Annotated in this window: 15 protein-coding genes; 8 read left to right on the top strand and 7 right to left on the bottom strand. The window is 41.6% G+C overall.

The genetic code is table 11. The annotated features are described in order from the left end of the window. Nucleotides 1-24 precede the first annotated feature (24 nt). Together L884_RS0107460 and L884_RS0107455 are read right to left on the bottom strand one after the other, a co-directional pair. Nucleotides 25-675, bottom strand: coding sequence for a hypothetical protein (locus tag L884_RS0107460; protein WP_028766907.1), 651 nt, complete (start codon nucleotides 673-675; stop codon nucleotides 25-27). Between the two features lie 108 nt (nucleotides 676-783). Then, nucleotides 784-1,143, bottom strand: coding sequence for a DUF2750 domain-containing protein (locus L884_RS0107455; RefSeq protein WP_028766906.1), 360 nt, complete (start codon nucleotides 1,141-1,143; stop codon nucleotides 784-786). A gap of 372 nt (nucleotides 1,144-1,515) precedes the next feature. Here L884_RS0107455 and L884_RS0107450 point away from each other — a divergent pair, with 372 nt between their 5' ends. The 6 genes from L884_RS0107450 to L884_RS0107425 all read left to right on the top strand — a co-directional run bounded on the left by L884_RS0107450 (nucleotide 1,516) and on the right by L884_RS0107425 (nucleotide 7,473). After that, on the top strand, nucleotides 1,516-2,703 hold the full coding sequence (locus tag L884_RS0107450) for a lytic murein transglycosylase (protein WP_028766905.1): 1,188 nt from the start codon (nucleotides 1,516-1,518) through the stop codon (nucleotides 2,701-2,703). A gap of 219 nt (nucleotides 2,704-2,922) precedes the next feature. Continuing rightward, a complete protein-coding gene (locus tag L884_RS0107445) occupies nucleotides 2,923-3,405 on the top strand; it encodes an FKBP-type peptidyl-prolyl cis-trans isomerase (RefSeq protein ID WP_028766904.1) in 483 nt (160 codons plus the stop codon). Nucleotides 3,406-3,493: 88 nt separating this feature from the next. Next, entirely contained in the window at nucleotides 3,494-3,712 is a 219-nt protein-coding gene (locus tag L884_RS0107440) for a DUF3389 family protein (RefSeq protein ID WP_028766903.1), read from the top strand. Between the two features lie 100 nt (nucleotides 3,713-3,812). Beyond that, a complete protein-coding gene (locus L884_RS0107435; RefSeq protein WP_028766902.1) occupies nucleotides 3,813-4,493 on the top strand; it encodes an alpha/beta hydrolase in 681 nt (226 codons plus the stop codon). A 368-nt stretch (nucleotides 4,494-4,861) separates the two neighbouring features. After that, nucleotides 4,862-6,655, top strand: coding sequence for a bifunctional UDP-sugar hydrolase/5'-nucleotidase UshA (ushA, locus tag L884_RS0107430; RefSeq protein WP_028766901.1), 1,794 nt, complete (start codon nucleotides 4,862-4,864; stop codon nucleotides 6,653-6,655). Between the two features lie 377 nt (nucleotides 6,656-7,032). After that, nucleotides 7,033-7,473 carry an Hsp20 family protein gene (locus L884_RS0107425; protein ID WP_028766900.1) on the top strand — a complete coding sequence of 147 codons (441 nt, stop codon included), beginning with the start codon at nucleotides 7,033-7,035 and terminating at the stop codon, nucleotides 7,471-7,473. 94 nt (nucleotides 7,474-7,567) lie between these two features. Here the strand turns inward: L884_RS0107425 and ilvN are convergent, their stop codons facing one another. The 3 genes from ilvN to L884_RS0107410 all read right to left on the bottom strand — a co-directional run bounded on the left by ilvN (nucleotide 7,568) and on the right by L884_RS0107410 (nucleotide 11,458). Then, nucleotides 7,568-8,062 carry an acetolactate synthase small subunit gene (gene ilvN / locus L884_RS0107420; RefSeq protein WP_028766899.1) on the bottom strand — a complete coding sequence of 165 codons (495 nt, stop codon included), beginning with the start codon at nucleotides 8,060-8,062 and terminating at the stop codon, nucleotides 7,568-7,570. Beyond that, on the bottom strand, nucleotides 8,062-9,783 hold the full coding sequence (locus L884_RS0107415) for an acetolactate synthase 3 large subunit (protein WP_028766898.1): 1,722 nt from the start codon (nucleotides 9,781-9,783) through the stop codon (nucleotides 8,062-8,064). Before L884_RS0107415 ends, ilvN begins: the two co-directional genes overlap by 1 nt. Before the next feature lie 445 nt (nucleotides 9,784-10,228). Further along, a complete protein-coding gene (locus tag L884_RS0107410; RefSeq protein WP_037410557.1) occupies nucleotides 10,229-11,458 on the bottom strand; it encodes a multidrug effflux MFS transporter in 1,230 nt (409 codons plus the stop codon). A gap of 439 nt (nucleotides 11,459-11,897) precedes the next feature. Here L884_RS0107410 and L884_RS0107405 point away from each other — a divergent pair, with 439 nt between their 5' ends. Continuing rightward, nucleotides 11,898-13,772 carry a choice-of-anchor I family protein gene (locus tag L884_RS0107405; protein ID WP_425423477.1) on the top strand — a complete coding sequence of 625 codons (1,875 nt, stop codon included), beginning with the start codon at nucleotides 11,898-11,900 and terminating at the stop codon, nucleotides 13,770-13,772. Nucleotides 13,773-13,903: 131 nt separating this feature from the next. On the opposite strand, the gene L884_RS0107400 is transcribed toward L884_RS0107405, so the two are convergent. Then, the gene (locus tag L884_RS0107400; RefSeq protein WP_028766895.1) at nucleotides 13,904-14,254 is read right to left on the bottom strand and encodes a hypothetical protein; all 351 of its coding nucleotides are present in this window, start codon (nucleotides 14,252-14,254) and stop codon (nucleotides 13,904-13,906) included. Nucleotides 14,255-14,502: 248 nt separating this feature from the next. Between L884_RS0107400 and L884_RS0107395 the strand changes: the two genes are divergently transcribed. Then, on the top strand, nucleotides 14,503-15,255 hold the full coding sequence (locus tag L884_RS0107395) for a Nif3-like dinuclear metal center hexameric protein (RefSeq protein ID WP_028766894.1): 753 nt from the start codon (nucleotides 14,503-14,505) through the stop codon (nucleotides 15,253-15,255). Between the two features lie 79 nt (nucleotides 15,256-15,334). Here L884_RS0107395 and metG read toward each other — a convergent pair whose 3' ends face one another. Next, nucleotides 15,335-17,374, bottom strand: coding sequence for a methionine--tRNA ligase (metG, locus tag L884_RS0107390; protein WP_028766893.1), 2,040 nt, complete (start codon nucleotides 17,372-17,374; stop codon nucleotides 15,335-15,337). Nucleotides 17,375-17,416: the final 42 nt, after the last annotated feature.

Below are 17,416 nucleotides of genomic sequence, written 5' to 3'. Positions count from 1 at the left end.
ATGTGCTACGCTGCGAGCAAATGACTAGCTCATTTGCTCAGCAGCTAAATCTTGTAACACTTGCTTTTTCATCTCAGGTACAGCGGCAATATTAATTTGGGCTACTCGCACAGCAAAGCCGAAATGTTGCTTGCCAACGATGGCAATAATATCTTCTAAAAAGCGTTTATCCAACGTTTGTTGTTTAGCATAAAAACCAATTGCTTGACTGACTGAACGATAATTTACGCCGTCGAAGCTAAAGTGTGCATCATAACCATAATCTTCAACTAGTATGCCGTTTAGGCTTAAAGGCCACCCCTTGTAATTAACTCTATCGCGGGCGATTTCATACATCATCCAAGCGCTCTTTTTAAAGCCACCAAAGATTTTGTCGTCATCCTCGAAACCGGACTCTTCGAGTTCTTGTTGAGTCCAATTAACACCTATGGCTAAGTGCTTTTCGTATATCCGCATCAATTCATCTTTAACCGCCATTTTGCAATCCCAAATGGAGGTTAACCTATGCACCTTTGCAAGTTTTAAGCATTCTTTACAACAAGGAACACTTAATGAAGAGTGGGGTGTGTAGGTTTGTTTTATATAGCTAAACTGCTGATTACTTGGCTCACCACAAAACCAGCATGTGTGTCGGTGTGCAAAGGGAATGTCAATTAAAGGTGCCTGATCTTGCATAATCAATACTCCTTGCTAGATTCGCCACAGATAAAAATAAAGCGCACAACGGTTAGATTGTACGCTTAGATATTTTTTGAGCTTAACAATCAAGGTTATCTGGCTTGATTACTCTTGTTCAATATCAACCAAAGACGTTGCTAAAACAATTGGGTCGACTTCTTGGCAATCTTGATCAGCAATCCAATCAATACCAATCAACACACCATCGTCATTTAAATCGCTAACCCAAAACTCAAGGAACTCTTCTAACGTGATCGCAACAGCTGAGTAAGCTTGCCATTCATCAGTGCAGTGGCTTTTGGCTTGAGCTTCTTCTGACCATAAAGGCATAACGTCTGTTGCTTCATATTCTGAAGAATCACAGACAACCCAGCCTTCGCCGGTTTCATCTTGCAGACCCCAAACCACTTGGGACAGTTTTACGTTTTTGATGAAACTTTCTAATGCAGGAGTCATTTCAGTCATGATAAATCTCTTGTTTGGTTAGACATTTTACTGCCATATATACAGGGTAATAGTCTGCTACTGGCTTGGATATTTAGCAAGTCATTTAACAATTTTATCTTATGGGAAAATGGCGAAACTGTGGCAAATTGAGCGTGATTGTTCGTAATTCACGCGGTTGCAACACAAAGGTTGTTTTATTGCAATCTTTTAGCGCAATTAGACTATATTATGCAGCTAATCTAGTATGATATTTTACATGCTTGTTAGTTAACCTTGCGCTTAATGTGTTTATAACGCAATGTGTCGATATAAAGTTAACTAAGTTTAAGGTCGGTTTAATTCAAGCAAGTCACTTTATACGTTACAGTCATTCATTTTGGGAGTCTTCTATTGTTTAAATCAATCCCCCTGGCTACAGCGCTTATTCTTTCTAGCTCATCAGTATTTGCTGCGGAGCAACCAAATTGGGCAAGCTGTGTTGTTGAATTACAGCAAAAGGCAAAAAATGAAGGGTTATCGCAACAGACGATAGACTCAACATTAGCTAATGTAAAATATGTGCCTCGAGTCATTGAGCTCGATAATAAACAACCAGAATTTAGTCAATCATTTGAGAACTACTTTACTAAACGGGTTACTGACTGGCGCGTAGCTCAAGGTCGTAAGTTGTATAAAGAGCATAAAGTGCTGCTCGATAAGCTAGCAAAGCAATACGGCGTACCGCCACAATATTTACTCGCATTCTGGGGCTTAGAGACCAATTTTGGTTCTTATAAAGGTAAAATGCCGGTATTAGATTCATTGGCAACGCTTGCTTGTGATCCGCGGCGTAGCAGCTATTTTACTCAAGAGTTAATGCAAGCATTAAAGTTGAAAGAGCGCTATAGCTTTGCTACATCAGACATGGTGGGCTCTTGGGCGGGAGCGATGGGGCACACCCAATTTATGCCCTCAGCATATGCCAAATATGCGGTTGATGGTGACGGTGACGGTAAAGCAGACTTATGGAACAGTACTGAAGATGCGTTAACTTCAGCGGCTCATTTTTTACAAAACCTAGGCTGGAAACGCAATGAACGCTGGGGAAGGGAGGTGACGCTTCCAAAAGACTTTTCTTATGAATACCTAGGAAAGGCGCAGGCGCAACCATTAACCCGTTGGGCTGAGCTAGGTATAACCCAAACCAGTGGTTCGCCTTTAAGCACGCCGGATATGCAAGCTGCACTGTATTTGCCGTCAGGGCATACTGGCCCGGCATTTTTAGGCTACGATAACTTTGATGTGATTATGCGTTGGAATCGGTCGACATTTTACGCAATAGCGGTCGGTCATCTAGCAGATAGAATTAATGGTGGCGTGGCATTGAAAGTGGCGCCACCTGAAATGCCAAGTTTAAGTCGCGCACGCGTCAAAGAGTTACAGATCCAGTTAAATGATCGTGGTTATGATGTTGGAAAGCCCGATGGGATTTTGGGAGCGAATTCGGTTAAAGGTTTGCAGGCGTATCAGCGTTCTCAAGGCTTAGTCGCGGATGGTTACCCTGATGAAGCAACGTTTAAGTCTCTCGGTGTAAAATAGCTAGCTGGCCGATACAGATTTATACCGTTTCTCTACGTGTCAAATAGCTCAATTGAGCCTAAAGTCAAAGATAAAAAAGGTGTGTTCTATTGAGCGCACCTTTTTCGTTATTAGCTTTAAATTTAGTAAGGGCTAGAATGAAACAGAGCCGAGATAAAACTAGAGGCTTTTAATCACTTTTGTTAAGCTGCGGCCACTGTATATGAGTTAAGGAATACCATGAGTATTAAAAAAGATTCGGTTGTGCAATTTAACTACACATTGCGTGACGAGAAAGGTGAAGTATTAGAAACTAATGAAGGCTTAGATCCTATCGCATATTTGCATGGCCACAGCAATATGATGCCTGGTGTTGAAGATGCACTAGAAGGTAAAGAGGTTGGTGCTAAGTTTTCAGTGACTTTACCGGCTAGCGAAACTTATGGTGAACGTAACGAAGATGCGGAGCAGCGTGTTTCAGTGAAGCATCTGCAAGGCGCGAGCGTATGGAAGCCAGGTATGCGTGCTTTGATTAATACAGACCAAGGTCAGCGTCAGGTGACAGTATTAAAAGTGGGTAAATTTATGGCTACAGTGGATATTAATCACCCGCTAGCGGGTCGTGAGCTTACGTTCGATCTAGAAGTCATGGACGTTCGTGAAGCAACGAGTGAAGAGATTGCCCATGGTCATGCTCATGGCAAAGGTGGTCACCAGCACTAAGCTGGAATAACGGATCTGTTTAAGCCCAACTCTTGTTGGGCTTTTTTAATATATAGCAATTGGTATAAGTTAGAGAAAATAATAAAAGATGATAATTCAATTTTCAGTAGGTAAATTGATTTTAAGTCCGTATGAAGTACAAGCTCGTTTGGATAATGGCTGTCAACTTTACGCAATGGTAGATGACATTAAGTTTCACGACGATGCCTTGATGCTCGTCGCTGATGCGGGAGCAGTGCGCTGGAATATCAAACTGGATTCAAGTGAACAGTTGCAAGAAATAAAGCACGAACTTGGGATTAGTTAACCTCGACTATAAACAGCTCTGAGCTTCACATGTGGTGGGATTACCCCACAAGCACTGATATCATTGCCATTATAAATATACTAACTAAAAAGAGTTTTTAATGTCTGAAACAAAACTTGAACGTATCACAATTGAGCCAAGTGCTACAGCTAAAGCCTGCGTTATCTGGCTACATGGTTTAGGCGATTCGGGCGCAGGCTTTGCGCCAGTAGTACCTGCGTTAGGCCTAGGTAACAATCATGGGATCCGTTTCGTTTTCCCCCACGCACCAGAGCAAGCAGTGACGATTAATGGCGGCTATGTGATGCGAGCTTGGTACGATATAAAAAGCATGGATCTACATGATCGCGCAGATATGGCCGGAGTAAAACAAAGTGAGCAACAAGTTCTGGCGTTGATCGAAGAACAAATTAACGATGGCATACCAAGCGAAAATATTGTGTTAGCAGGTTTTAGTCAAGGCGGGGTCATGAGCTTATTCACTGCATTAAGATTGCCGAAAAAGCTTGCAGGTATTATGGCACTATCTTGTTACTTACCTAGTGGTGACACTTTGCCTGAAGGGCTTTCTGATGTAAATAAAACCACACCTATATTACAGCATCACGGCATTGATGATGAGGTTGTTCCTTTAAATGCAGGTGCCGTTGCTCATGATTTACTGCTAAATGCAGGTTTTGACACGCACTGGCAAACTTACCCTATGGGGCATAGTGTGTTACCAGAGCAGTTGCGGGATATTTCGGTTTGGTTACAAACTGTTTTTGCCCATGTAAAGTAGCTTGTTGTTGCAACTATTTTTATTATAACAAGTGCGATTTTACTAAATTGCACTTGTTCTCTATAAAAGATAATGACTGTTAAAATCCTTTTCAGGCTAACCGTTTGGATTGTCATGTATTTATCCCATAAAGTCGAAATATAGATAGCCTTTTAGTTTATCACCACAAACCAGCTCTCCACCTTGTTCTATATCGTGAACAAATAAATGTGAAAATTGTTTATAAAAGAGTCGGTTAGATCACGTGATGTAATAAATGTGACACAGTTTACCCCTAAGCTTTGCTAGTATGTCCGCTGACTTAAAGCATAAATGCTTGAGCAAGATAACTAGAAATACAAAAACAAATAATCAAGGGGTTGATTGTAATGAAAAAGACTTTGTTAAAAGGACTCGTTGCTACAGCAGTTTTGGGCGCACTAACGGCCTGTGGTAGTGACAATGACGATAACCATAGCTACGTATCTAAAGCCTGTGCCGATGCTGGTGAAGCTTGTACAATCTTTACGGTAATTCATACGAACGACAACCATGGTCGCTTCTGGCATAACAAAGATGGCGAATACGGTATGGCTGCGCGTAAAACCGCAATTGATACTATTCGTGATGAAGTCGAGCGTGCTGGTGGTGATTCGATTTTACTTTCTGGCGGTGATATCAACACTGGTGTTCCTGAGTCTGATATGCAAGATGCTGTACCAGATTTTATTGGTATGGGTTTATTGGGTTACGATGCGATGGCTGTGGGTAACCATGAGTTTGACAACCCGTTAACTGTTCTTGATATGCAAGCTAACATTGCTAAATTCCCAATGTTAGCGGCTAACATCTATAAAAAAGACAGTGAAGGTAATCCAACTGAAGAGCGTTATTTTGAGCCATACCGAGTGTTCGAAATCAATGGTCTACAGGTTGCGATTATCGGCTTTACTACAGTTGACACACCAAAAGTTGTGAGCCCTGACAACGTGGCAAGCCTGCACTTTACTGATCCTAAAGTTGAGCTGCAAAATGTAATGGCTGAAATTGAAGCCAATGAAGAAGTTGACATGGTGTTTGCACTGACACACATGGGCCACTACGCAAACGGTCAGCATGGTACTGAGGCGCCTGGTGATGTTAAACTTGCTCGCTCGCTAGAGGGAACAAAGTTTGATGGTAAGCTACAAGCTATCATTGGCGGTCATTCACAAAACCCAGTTTGTATGGAAGGTGATGGCTACGCAGACTTCAAACCAGGCGATGAATGTAAGCCTGATCAGCAAAACGGTACTTACATTATGCAAGCTCATGAATGGGGCAAGTATGTAGGCCGTGCTGACTTTGAATACATCAATGGTGAGCTATCGTTAGCGAGCTACAAGTTAATCCCAATCAACCTTAAAGAAGAAAATGAAAATGAAGAACTTGTTTTCATTACTGAAGAGATCGAACAAGACCAATTAGTTGTTGATGCTTTGCAGCACTACCAAGATCTAGGTCAAGAGCTACTTGATGTGGATATTTCAAGCACAGACGGTAAACTTGAAGGTGATCGTAATGTGGTACGCGCACAGCAAACCAACCTAGGCCAGTTACTCACTCGCGCCTATGCTGATTGGGTTACAGCTAACTTTGAGCCAACAGTTGACTTTGGTGTGATGAACTCAGGTGGTATTCGTGATTCTATCGCGGAAGGGACTATTTCATACCGTGATGTATTAACCGTACAGCCATTTGCTAACGATGTTGCATTTGTAACCATGACAGGCGCTGAAGTTCAAGATTATCTAGCAAATGTTGCGGTTAAAACTGGTGGTGGTATGCCTCAGCTATATCCAATGGAAATGAATGTGACTTGTGATGCTGTGGAAATTAATCCAGATGCAACATCTGCAGATATCGTTCAAATCGCTTCTCTTGGTGGCCGCGAATTTAAGCTAGATGATAACTACACTTTCTCATTGATTAACTTCAGTGCTAAAGGTGGCGATGATTATCCAGTCGTGACTGCACACGCTAACTATATTGACACTCAACGTAGCGACGCTTCAGTACTTCGTGAATATTTCGAAAAGAACCCAACTATTAAGGTTGCTGATTACGCACCGGCTAATGGCGGTCATCCGAAATTCTTCCGTGGTGGTGCTGAAGTTGACAGCTGTGCTAAGCCAGCTAATTAGTCAATCTGAACAATCTTAACAGGCTAACCTTTATCTAAAGAGTAGGTTATCTACAAGATTATAAAGTTCGATAAATCCAGTGCTTACCTTTGTAAGTACTGGATTTTTTTATTTATTGGTGTTTCACTCTACAAGAAGTCGTTGTATAGATTGGTATTGTTTAATAAAAAACAAATTTTTTTATTTATTCCCTTGAAAAGCAATTACACCATCCGCATATAGTTATTAAGGTCGCTCAATGAGGGCCTGACAACAATGCTGAATACTGCGCCTACGGGGCATTATTTAGATGGAAAGCGTCAACTGACGCTTGATTATCGGTGCGACATAGGTCGGCCAAATACAATTAATATATTGCTTAATACAAGGATATACCCATGAGAAATTACGACTTAACTCCACTATACCGCAGCGCAATTGGTTTTGACCGTTTAGCACAACTTGCTGAGCATGCGGCGTCTAATAAAGGTAACTCAGGTTACCCTCCGTATAATATCGAATTAATTAATGAACATCGCTACCGTATTACCATGGCTGTAGCTGGCTTTTCGATGGAAGAGCTCGATATTACCAGTGAAGGTGATAAGTTATTAGTAAAGGGCATTAAAGCGGAAGAGAAAGAAGAGCGTAAATATCTTTACCAAGGTATTGCTGAGCGCGGCTTTGAGAGAACCTTCCAGTTAGCAGATTATGTTACCGTTATCGGTGCTAACCTAGAAAATGGTTTATTGAATATCGATCTTAAGCGTGAGATCCCTGAGGCGATGAAACCAAGAAAAATTGAAATTGGTAATGCGCGCCTAATTGATGGTGAATAAGACCAGCATTAATACGATATTCAATCATTAATAGCTAAGAATTGAAAAGGGAGCCTTATGGCTCCCTTTTACTATCTGGCTAATCCATTAAAACTTAAGCTTTCATGGCTTTTTCACCGCGGGCTAGGCCAACCACTCCTGAACGGGAAATCTCAACTACTTTAGTAAAATCAGCGAGTGCTGCAATACAAGCATCAAGTTTGTCACTGGTGCCAATAAGCTGCACTGTATAGAGTTTTTGGGTAACATCTACAATTTGACCGCGGAAGATATCAGCCAAGCGCTTAACCTCTTCGCGATTTTCACCTTGTGCTTTTACCTTTATCAGCGCTAATTCACGTTCAACATGAGCAGACTCGGTAATATTAGATACTTTAAGGACATCGATGAGCTTATGTAGCTGTTTTTCGATTTGTTCTAATACATATTCATCTGCATTAACTGTAATGGTTAAGCGAGACAGTGTTTTATCTTCAGTTGGCGCAACGGTTAAGGTTTCGATGTTATAACCACGTTGGGAAAATAGCCCTACAACTCGTGAAAGTGCGCCGGGTTGGTTTTCAAGTAATACCGAAATAATACGACGCATTAGCTTTTCTCCGTTTTGCTGAGCCACATTTCATTCATCGCACCGCCGCGGATCTGCATCGGGTGCACGTGCTCTGTTTCATCAACATGGATGTCCATAAATACCAGTCTATCTTTCATGCTCAAGGCTTTTTGAAGACCTTCTTCTAGCTCAGCAGGATTACTAATCGTCATACCTATATGGCCGTAGGCTTCAGAGATCTTGGCAAAATCTGGCACAGAATCCATATAAGATTGTGAATGACGTCCTGCGTAAATCATATCTTGCCACTGTTTAACCATGCCTAAGAAGTGATTATTAAGATTGATAATAATCACTGGAATATCGTATTGCAGTGCCGTTGAAAGCTCCTGAATATTCATTTGGATAGAACCATCGCCCGTGACACAAATAACAGTCTCTTCAGGCATAGCTAGTTTTACCCCTAAGGCGGCAGGTAAACCAAATCCCATGGTGCCCAGACCGCCAGAGTTTATCCAGCGGCGGGGTTTATTAAACGGATAATAAAGTGCGGCAAACATTTGGTGTTGGCCAACATCTGAGGCAACATAAGCATCACCGTTGGTGAGTTTATGAACCGCTTCAATGACTTGCTGCGGTTTAATTTTTTTATCATTGGTTGAATATTTTAGACTATCTACTGCACGCCAAGTGGCGATATCACTCCACCATTGGTCATTGGCTGCAGGATCATTAATTGTGTAATCATTGGCTTCAATTTGTGCCAGCATATCATCGAGGATTTTCTCTGCAGAGCCCACGATTGGAATATCAACGCGGATGGTTTTTGAGATAGATGACGGGTCAATATCGATATGCAGGATTTTTGCATTTGGGCAGTACTTTTCAACATTATTGGTGGTACGGTCATCGAACCGAACACCAATACCAAAAATTAAGTCACTGTTATGCATAGTCATGTTGGCTTCATAGCAGCCGTGCATACCTAACATACCGACGCTGTTTTTATGGGTACCCGGAAATGCACCTAAGCCCATTAGTGTACTAACCACTGGAATTTGCAATTTTTCAGATAACGCTAAAATCTGGGCATCACAGCCAGAAATTACTGCGCCACCACCAACATAAAGCACCGGCTTTTTAGCATTCAACAATGCTTGCAAACCACGTCGAATTTGGCCTTTATGGCCTGACGTTGTTGGATTGTAAGAGCGCATGCTAATGTCTTCTGGGTACTGGTAATCATATAGCACGGCAGGATTCATGCAATCTTTCGGAATATCGATGACAACTGGACCAGGGCGGCCACTTGAGGCGATATAAAATGCTTTTTTTAAGATAGCAGGAATATCTCTAGGATCTGTGACTAAAAAACTATGTTTAACCACTGGTCGCGAAATACCGATCATATCGCACTCTTGGAATGCATCATTACCGATAAGGCTGCTTGGCACCTGACCTGAGATCACTACTAAAGGAATCGAATCCATATAGGCGGTCGCAATACCTGTGATGGTATTGGTTGCACCAGGGCCTGAGGTAACGAGTACAACACCAACTTCGCCTGTTGCACGGGCATAGCCATCAGCCATATGCACGGCGGCTTGTTCATGGCGAACTAGGATATGTTCAATGTTGGATTTTTCGTGTAGGGCGTCGTAGATATCCAGCACGGAGCCGCCTGGATAACCGAAAATATGTTTTACACCTTCATCAATAAGAGAACGGACAACCATACTGGCGCCTGATAGCTTCTCCATAGTATTTCCTCATAAGTTACCGCGACGTATGCAGTATCTTGATACAGCGACGGTAATCGCTCTAAAAATTAAGCTAAGACGGTAATCTTCGCTCACGAAATGCCAGAATAATCTTGGGAAAAGTTATCTTTTACAAAATATTGTTCGGCAAACACTCAAACTGAATGTATTTTCATCATATAAAAACCGAGCCTGATTTCAAGAGCTTTAGAGCAAAAACTGTTCTGAATGAAGAATTTTCATTATTGACTAGCAAATAGTCCATAAAAACAACACTGTGTGCATAAAATGAGTTAAAGATGCTTATAGGCTAAATCTAGAGTGTTGCATTGTAGATAACCAGATGAGGAGAAATGGTGGGGGGAGTTAAAGAAATCCTGGTCAATTCTAAAGCTAAATAAAGGGGAAGGGATGCGATTGTTAATCATCCCAAGCCCTAGTCATTTTAGTTTTCTTCGCCGCAGTTTGCGGGTTGGTGACGACAAAAGAATTGGCATAAACCTACCAATATTACTGCAGCTAGCATTAAGGCTGAAAAGGGCACAGCGGTACCAGTGTAAAACAATGCCAATAAAGGACCAGCTAACGCGCCAAAACCAAAGCGCAGAGTACCAATGACCGCCGTGGCTGTGCCGGTTTCTTTTTGAAATTTCATTAGTACGATGGCATCGGCGTTAACAGACATGACACCTAAACAAGCCATTAGCGGCAGAAGCATAGCAACAGTAAATTGATAATTTAAGTCGAGTAGGTTTACTGCTAATAGGCCAATACCAGCAATAGAGCCAAAGAATGTTGCCATTTTTAGCATGCGTTTTGAGCCATAACGACCAACAATTCTGCTATTGATAACATTTGCCACCATTAAGGCACCGACGTTAGTACTAAATAAAATTGCAAACAATGACTTATCTAATTGAAACACTTCCATATAGACAAATGGAGAGGCGGTTAAATAACAAAAGAAAGCAAACGAGGTGAGTACGCCACTGGCTAAATTCAGTTTTACCCCCTTTTTGGTCAATACTGTTGCATAAGCGCCAAAAAAGCTTTGAGTGCTGCGATTACTTTTGTCTTTATCGCTGGGCATTTTTAACTTAAGACTCACTAACAGCAATAGAGTCAGTGCATAGAAAGCTAAGATAAAGAAAATAAGGTGCCAGTCACCTAACTCTAAGATCAAACTCCCAATGCTAGGGGCGATAAGAGGCGCTAACATCATGATTAAACTAACATAAGACATCCCTTTGGCAGTGTTTTCACCATAGAGCTCTTTGATATAGCCGGGAACCACAACGGTTGCTGCAGCACCGATAAATGCTTGCACAAACCGCAATGCTAAAAAGCTCTCGATACTGGTGACAAATGCTAAGCCTAGGCTTGAAAGCATGAAGCCGAAAAGACCGATAATGACGAGTTTTTTACGGCCAAATCTATCAGCAAGCGGGCCAAAACATAACATGCCAATAGCGTAACCAGCTAAATAAAGACTCAAGGATTGCTGCACTAACGTGATATCAGTATCAAAGCTGACTGCTAATGTTGCCATAGCAGGCAAATACATATCTATGGCGAGTGGTGTGATAGCAATAATTGCTGAAAGCATTGGGATCAACAAGGCTAAACTAGCGCCAAAAGGGTATTTTTGATTAGTTTTCACTGATGGATTATTCAACGTTACCTCAATGTAGTGAGTCTAAAAGAGCATTTTTGTTAGCTATTTATGTGTTAATTCGGAATGAATCGGGTTATCTGAAATTTTATTCGCCAGCCTCAATAGAGTGGCTTTTCGGTGTTAACGCTATGGGTGGTTATATTGTTGGTTAAATGTATTAAGCCGATAAAGGCGGCATACATAATACTGCTAATTGCACGGTTCCATAGTAGCGTTTTAAACTAGATTTTCAATCATAAGCGAGCACTTTTTAACAGCAAAAAAGCATCAATTTGTAAGTAAATAAATTTGGCGATTATTAATCCTATCCTGTCACCTAAATGTCTTGTTGTTGTCATCTTACTGTCGTTAATTCGCCATAGGTTGGTGGGCGCGAAAATCACCGGCTTTCCAGTATCTTAAAAATAAGATGATTTAGCCCGTATTTAATAAGGGAATAATAATGAACAAGCAATTTAAATTAGTACCGTTATTTGTTGGTGCATGTTGGTTAACTGCGTGCGCTGATGATGGTGACAATGGCGCTGCAGGTAAAGATGGCAGTAATTCACTTGTCGCGATTTCATCACTTGCTATTGGTCATGAACAATGCCCTTTAGGCGGAAAAATGATTGTTACAGGGGTTGATATCAATGCCAATGGAAGTTTGGATGACAATGAAATTGACGCAGCGCAAACTCAGTACCTTTGTAACCAAGCCAAAAATAAGTTAACTGCGCAATTAATTGGTCGTTTCCAAAGTGGCATTTACGGTTTAAGTGCTGCTGAGATTGTCGATTTTCACGCTAAATCACAACGTATATTTGTGGTTAATGCTCAAAGTGGCAAAGTGGATGTGTTAGACGGTTCTAGTTTGCTGATTGACGATGTAGTAACAGGCTCCGGAGCATTAGCGTTAAACAATATCAATAAATTACATGAAGTTGACGTGAGTGGTTATCTTGGTCTTGAAAGATTAGGTGGTGTTAACAGCATAAGCATTTACCAAGATTTACTTGCAGTGGCTATTGAACGTGGTGATGTCGCGGGAAATAGTAAGCAGGGCAACGGATATGTCGCATTCTATCAATTAGATAACAGTGGTGAGGCAACGTTTATCAGTCATGCTGAGGTTGGTGCCTTGCCTGATAATGTGGTGTTTAACCGTGATGGCAGCCTTCTGCTGGTTGCTAATGAAGGAGAGCCAAACTCGGCCTATGATGTTGATCCAGAAGGTAGCATATCAGTTATTGAAATAGTTGATGGTGTTCCAGCAACTCAGGCTATTTTAATTGATTTCAAAGAGTTTAATCTTGGTGCCTCGCGTGAGGCTGAATTGAGCCCGATGATCAAGCTTAATGGCCCTGGGGCAACGGTTGCGCAAGATCTTGAGCCCGAGTACATCGCTGTGAGTGAAGATAGTCGCAAAGCCTTTGTCTCATTACAGGAAAACAATGCCATTGCAGTCATTAATCTAGTTGATAAGCGTATTGAACAACTATTGCCCCTAGGGCTTAAACACTATGGGTTAGAAACGAATAAAATTGATGCTAGTGATAAAGACGGCCGAGTTAACTTTGTCGCGTATCAAGGTGTTTACGGCATGTATCAGCCAGACACGATTCAAAGTTATCAGTGGCAAGGCGCTAATTTTATTGTGACTGCCAATGAAGGTGATGCACGAGACTATGCTGGTTTTTCTGAAGAAGCTCGGGCTGATGATTTAGCTTTAGATCCGATGCATCCTCAGCTTGCTGCTGCACAAGATAAAACTCAACTAGGTCGATTAAAAGTGACCACAAGCTTAGGGGATACAGATAATGACGGTGATTTCGATCAGATCGTGAGTTACGGTGCGCGCTCGTTTTCAATCTGGGATGGTAACGGTAATCAAGTGTTTGACTCTGGATCGGATTTTTCGCGTATAACTGCAGCGATTTTAGGCGATAACTTTAATAACAATAATGATGAAAACAAAGGCGATAGTCGAAGTGATGATAAAGCGGGTGAGCCAGAGGCGTTGGCCATCGGGCAAATCGGTGATGTGACTTATGCCTTTATCGGACTTGAACGTAATGGTGGCTTTATGATCTATGATATCAGCAACCCCTTTGATGTGAGTTTTGTGGATTACATTGTGAACCGTGATTTTAACGCTGACTTTGAGATAAACACAGATAATGGTGAGGTTACAGGTGACGCAAGCCTAGCGGGGGATTTAGGACCCGAAGGGATGAAGTTTGTTGCAGCGAGTGACAGTCCAACAGGTGAGCCAATATTGATTATTGGTAATGAGGTGAGTGGTACTACAAGCGTCTATGCATTAGGCCTTTAATACCAATCAGTGCTCATTAAAATAAAACAATAAAAAACTCCGTTATGTTAGTAACGGAGTTTTTTATTGATTAAGTTCATGAGCCTTTTTTGATTAGCGTTCGCTATTTATAAAGGCATCATTAATCGAGTTTAGAAACCGCGAGGTAATTGTCCTTTACCTGCCAGCTTTTCACGCCATAGCTCTTTAGGTGTTTTACCACCGTTTTTAGCTGCTGGCTTATCTGTTTTAACCGCTTTTTTAGCAGGCGCTTTCTTAGCGGCAGGTTTCGCTGCTGCTTTTTTCTCTGTTTTAGCTTCAACAGGTGCAGTTGCACCACCAACTTCGGCTAACATCGCTTCTAAATCACTAAAGCGTAAAGATTTACCGCCATCGATTTTGTACCAGCTACCTTTCTGTTCAATTTTAACAGCTTGGCCATCACGGGCAGTCAACGCAGCCTCAAGTGAGCTGATAACTTCTTCTTTGGTCAGTTTAGACATAATAATAACCTGTTTATTTTTGTGTGTACTTGAAGGTTTATACCGATTTTATCGTTTAAAGTACTGTAAAGTCCAATTTTAGCCGTATTTGGCTGTATTTCTATGATGTTTTTGGCATTTCTTGTTAAAAGCTGCTCTAAAAACACACAGATTGACAACTCTTCAAAGACTCGAACAGCTAAAGCCTTAACTGTCTATTTATACTAACAATAGGTTAAAATAGATTTTTTGCTATTTTTGGCGGATTTATGACGCGGACTGAACTGAGCCAATATTTGGCAGATTTTTTACAGGTATCAAATTTTAAAGATTATGCTCCTAACGGTTTACAAGTTGAAGGTAGCTCAGAGATCAACACTATTGTGACTGGCGTAACCGCCTGTCAGGCATTAATCGATGCCGCCATTGAACTGAATGCCGACGCTATTTTAGTTCATCACGGCTTTTTCTGGAAAAGTGAGCCGGAAATCATTGTTGGTATGAAACAAAAGCGCATTAAGGCGTTATTGGTTAATGACATAAACCTGATGGGCTATCACTTGCCACTCGATGCTCACCCTGTGGTTGGTAACAATGCACAACTTGCGAAAGTGCTTAATATTGTTGAAGCCGAAGTGATTGAAGGGGTGGCGCAAGGATTAATTTGGCGTGGTAAATTGGCAGAGCCTATAACAGCAAGTGCATTCAATGAGCATATATCGCAAAAGCTAAATCGTCGCTGTCAGCATTTAGGCGATGAAAATGCACTGGTTTCAAGCGTTGCATGGTGTACTGGTGGAGCGCAGGATTACATTGATATTGCTGCTAATATGGGAATTGATGCCTTTATTAGCGGTGAAGTCTCTGAGCGAACCTATCATTTAGCGGTAGAGCAAGGGATCCAGTACTACGCTGCCGGTCATCACGCGACAGAACTTTATGGTATTCAAGCTTTAGGCGAGCACTTAGCTGATAAGTTTGGCTTAACGCATCACTTTGTTGATATCGTGAATCCGGTTTAGGGATTTGCTAGAGGTTACCTAATCTAATAAAAAAGCCGCTAAATAGCGGCTTTTTGGTTAATGGGATAAGTATAAAAGCTTATTTAACTTTCATACCAGGCTGAGCGCCTTCATGTGGCTCCATGATCCAAAGATCTTTTCCGCCAGGGCCTGCTGCAAGTACCATGCCTTCTGATACACCAAAGCGCATTTGACGTGGTGCAAGGTTAGCTACCATAACAGTTAACTTGCCTTCTAGATCTTCAGGAGCGTAAGCAGACTTAATACCAGCGAATACTTGTTTGGTTTCACCGCCTAAATCTAACTCAAGACGTAAAAGCTTATTGGCTTCTTTAACGTGTTCAGCTTTAGCAATACGTGCGATGCGTAGATCGATTTTAGCGAAATCATCAAAGCTAATTTCATCGCTAATTGGATCTTGCTCTAACGGAGATTTAACTTCTGCTTTTACTTCAGGTTCAGCTGCAACTTGTAAGTTTTCAGTTGAAGCTTCAATAATCGCTTCGATGCTCTTCATTTCTACACGTTGCATTAACGCCTTGAATTTAGCAATTTCATGGCCAGCTAAGTCAGTATCAAGATTGTCCCACTTAAGTTCCATCTGTAAGAAGGCTTCTACATCTTGTGCAAGCTTAGGTAACACAGGCTTTAAGTAAGTCACTAGAATGCGGAATAGGTTAAGTGCATTACTACAAACTTGATGCGCTTGTTCTTGCTTGTCATCTTCTTTAATTAATTGCCATGGAGCTGAATCGGCTACATAGGCATTAGCAATGTCGGCTAATGTCATAACTTCACGCATGGCTTTACCGTATTCACGGGTTTCGTAGAAGTTTGCAATCGTGTCTTGTTTTGCTAAAAAGCTGTCAGTTAAGCTGGTATCTGTAATTTTTGCTAACTTACCGTCAAAACGTTTACTGATAAAGCCTGCGGTACGCGATGCTAAGTTGACTAGCTTACCGACTAAATCAGAGTTTACTCGTTGCGCAAAATCTTCAAGGTTTAGATCTAAATCGTCAATTCTGCTGCTTAGTTTAGCGGCATAGTAGTAACGTAGATATTCAGGATCTAAGTTATCTAGGTAGGTACGTGCCTTGATGAAAGTACCTTTAGACTTCGACATTTTAGCACCGTTTACTGTGACATAGCCGTGAGCATATACGCTAGTTGGCTTACGTAGACCGGCACCATCAAGCATTGCAGGCCAGAATAGGCTGTGGAAGTAAACGATATCTTTACCGATGAAGTGATAAACTTCTGCGGTTGAATCTTTGCTCCAGTAATCGTCGAAGTTGAGATCATCACGCTTGTCACATAGATTTTTGAATGAACCCATATAACCGATAGGTGCATCTAACCATACATAAAAGAATTTGCCCGGTGCATCTGGTATTTCAAAACCAAAATAAGGGGCATCACGTGAAATATCCCACTGCTGTAGGCCTTGTTCAAACCATTCACCTAGTTTGTTAGCCATTTCTTGCTGCAGTGAACCTGAGTTTATCCACTCTTTCAACATGCCTTCAAATGCAGGCAGGTCAAAGAAGAAGTGCTCAGTGTCTTTCATTACTGGCGTAGCACCTGAAACGGCAGACTTAGGGTTGATAAGATCTGTTGTGCTGTAAGTAGCGCCACAGTTATCACAGTTATCACCGTATTGATCTTCAGACTTACAGCGAGGACAAGTGCCTTTTACAAAGCGGTCCGGCAAAAACATCGACTTTTCAGGGTCGAATAGCTGCGAAATGGTCTTGGTTTTGATGTAACCGCTATCACGTAGCTTGACATAAATATCGCTAGCTAATTGACGGTTTTCTTCACTATGAGTGCTGTGAAAGTTATCAAATTGGATATTGAAGTCTGCAAAATCTTGCTCATGTTCTTTTTGAACTTGAGCGATCATCTCTTCTGGAGTTATCCCCAATTGTTGCGCTTTAAGCATGATCGGCGTGCCGTGAGCATCGTCAGCACAGATATAATGACATTCGTGACCACGAAGCTTCTGAAAGCGTGACCAGATATCGGTTTGAATGTACTCAAGCATATGACCTAAGTGGATCGGACCATTAGCATATGGAAGGGCACTTGTGACTAAGATTTTACGTTGTGAATTTGCCATCTTTTCTCAAAATCGCTGGGAACCAAATTGGAATGGCATAGA

The sequence above is a fragment of the Shewanella fidelis ATCC BAA-318 genome, from assembly GCF_000518605.1.
In the GTDB taxonomy this organism is placed as follows: Bacteria; Pseudomonadota; Gammaproteobacteria; order Enterobacterales; family Shewanellaceae; genus Shewanella; species Shewanella fidelis.
Note: the sequence above shows the minus strand (reverse complement) of the source record. Positions and strands in the feature narration are given on the sequence as shown.

What these genes read in the sequence shown, in the direction of transcription:
- L884_RS0107460 (WP_028766907.1), bottom strand. Translation starts at nt 675, where the DNA reads ATGCAAGATCAGGCACCTTTAATTGACATTCCCTTTGCACACCGACAC.
- L884_RS0107455 (WP_028766906.1), bottom strand. Translation starts at nt 1,143, where the DNA reads ATGACTGAAATGACTCCTGCATTAGAAAGTTTCATCAAAAACGTAAAA.
- L884_RS0107445 (WP_028766904.1), top strand. Translation starts at nt 2,923, where the DNA reads ATGAGTATTAAAAAAGATTCGGTTGTGCAATTTAACTACACATTGCGT.
- L884_RS0107440 (WP_028766903.1), top strand. Translation starts at nt 3,494, where the DNA reads ATGATAATTCAATTTTCAGTAGGTAAATTGATTTTAAGTCCGTATGAA.
- L884_RS0107435 (WP_028766902.1), top strand. Translation starts at nt 3,813, where the DNA reads ATGTCTGAAACAAAACTTGAACGTATCACAATTGAGCCAAGTGCTACA.
- ushA (WP_028766901.1), top strand. Translation starts at nt 4,862, where the DNA reads ATGAAAAAGACTTTGTTAAAAGGACTCGTTGCTACAGCAGTTTTGGGC.
- L884_RS0107425 (WP_028766900.1), top strand. Translation starts at nt 7,033, where the DNA reads ATGAGAAATTACGACTTAACTCCACTATACCGCAGCGCAATTGGTTTT.
- ilvN (WP_028766899.1), bottom strand. Translation starts at nt 8,062, where the DNA reads ATGCGTCGTATTATTTCGGTATTACTTGAAAACCAACCCGGCGCACTT.
- L884_RS0107415 (WP_028766898.1), bottom strand. Translation starts at nt 9,783, where the DNA reads ATGGAGAAGCTATCAGGCGCCAGTATGGTTGTCCGTTCTCTTATTGAT.
- L884_RS0107400 (WP_028766895.1), bottom strand. Translation starts at nt 14,254, where the DNA reads ATGTCTAAACTGACCAAAGAAGAAGTTATCAGCTCACTTGAGGCTGCG.
- L884_RS0107395 (WP_028766894.1), top strand. Translation starts at nt 14,503, where the DNA reads ATGACGCGGACTGAACTGAGCCAATATTTGGCAGATTTTTTACAGGTA.
- metG (WP_028766893.1), bottom strand. Translation starts at nt 17,374, where the DNA reads ATGGCAAATTCACAACGTAAAATCTTAGTCACAAGTGCCCTTCCATAT.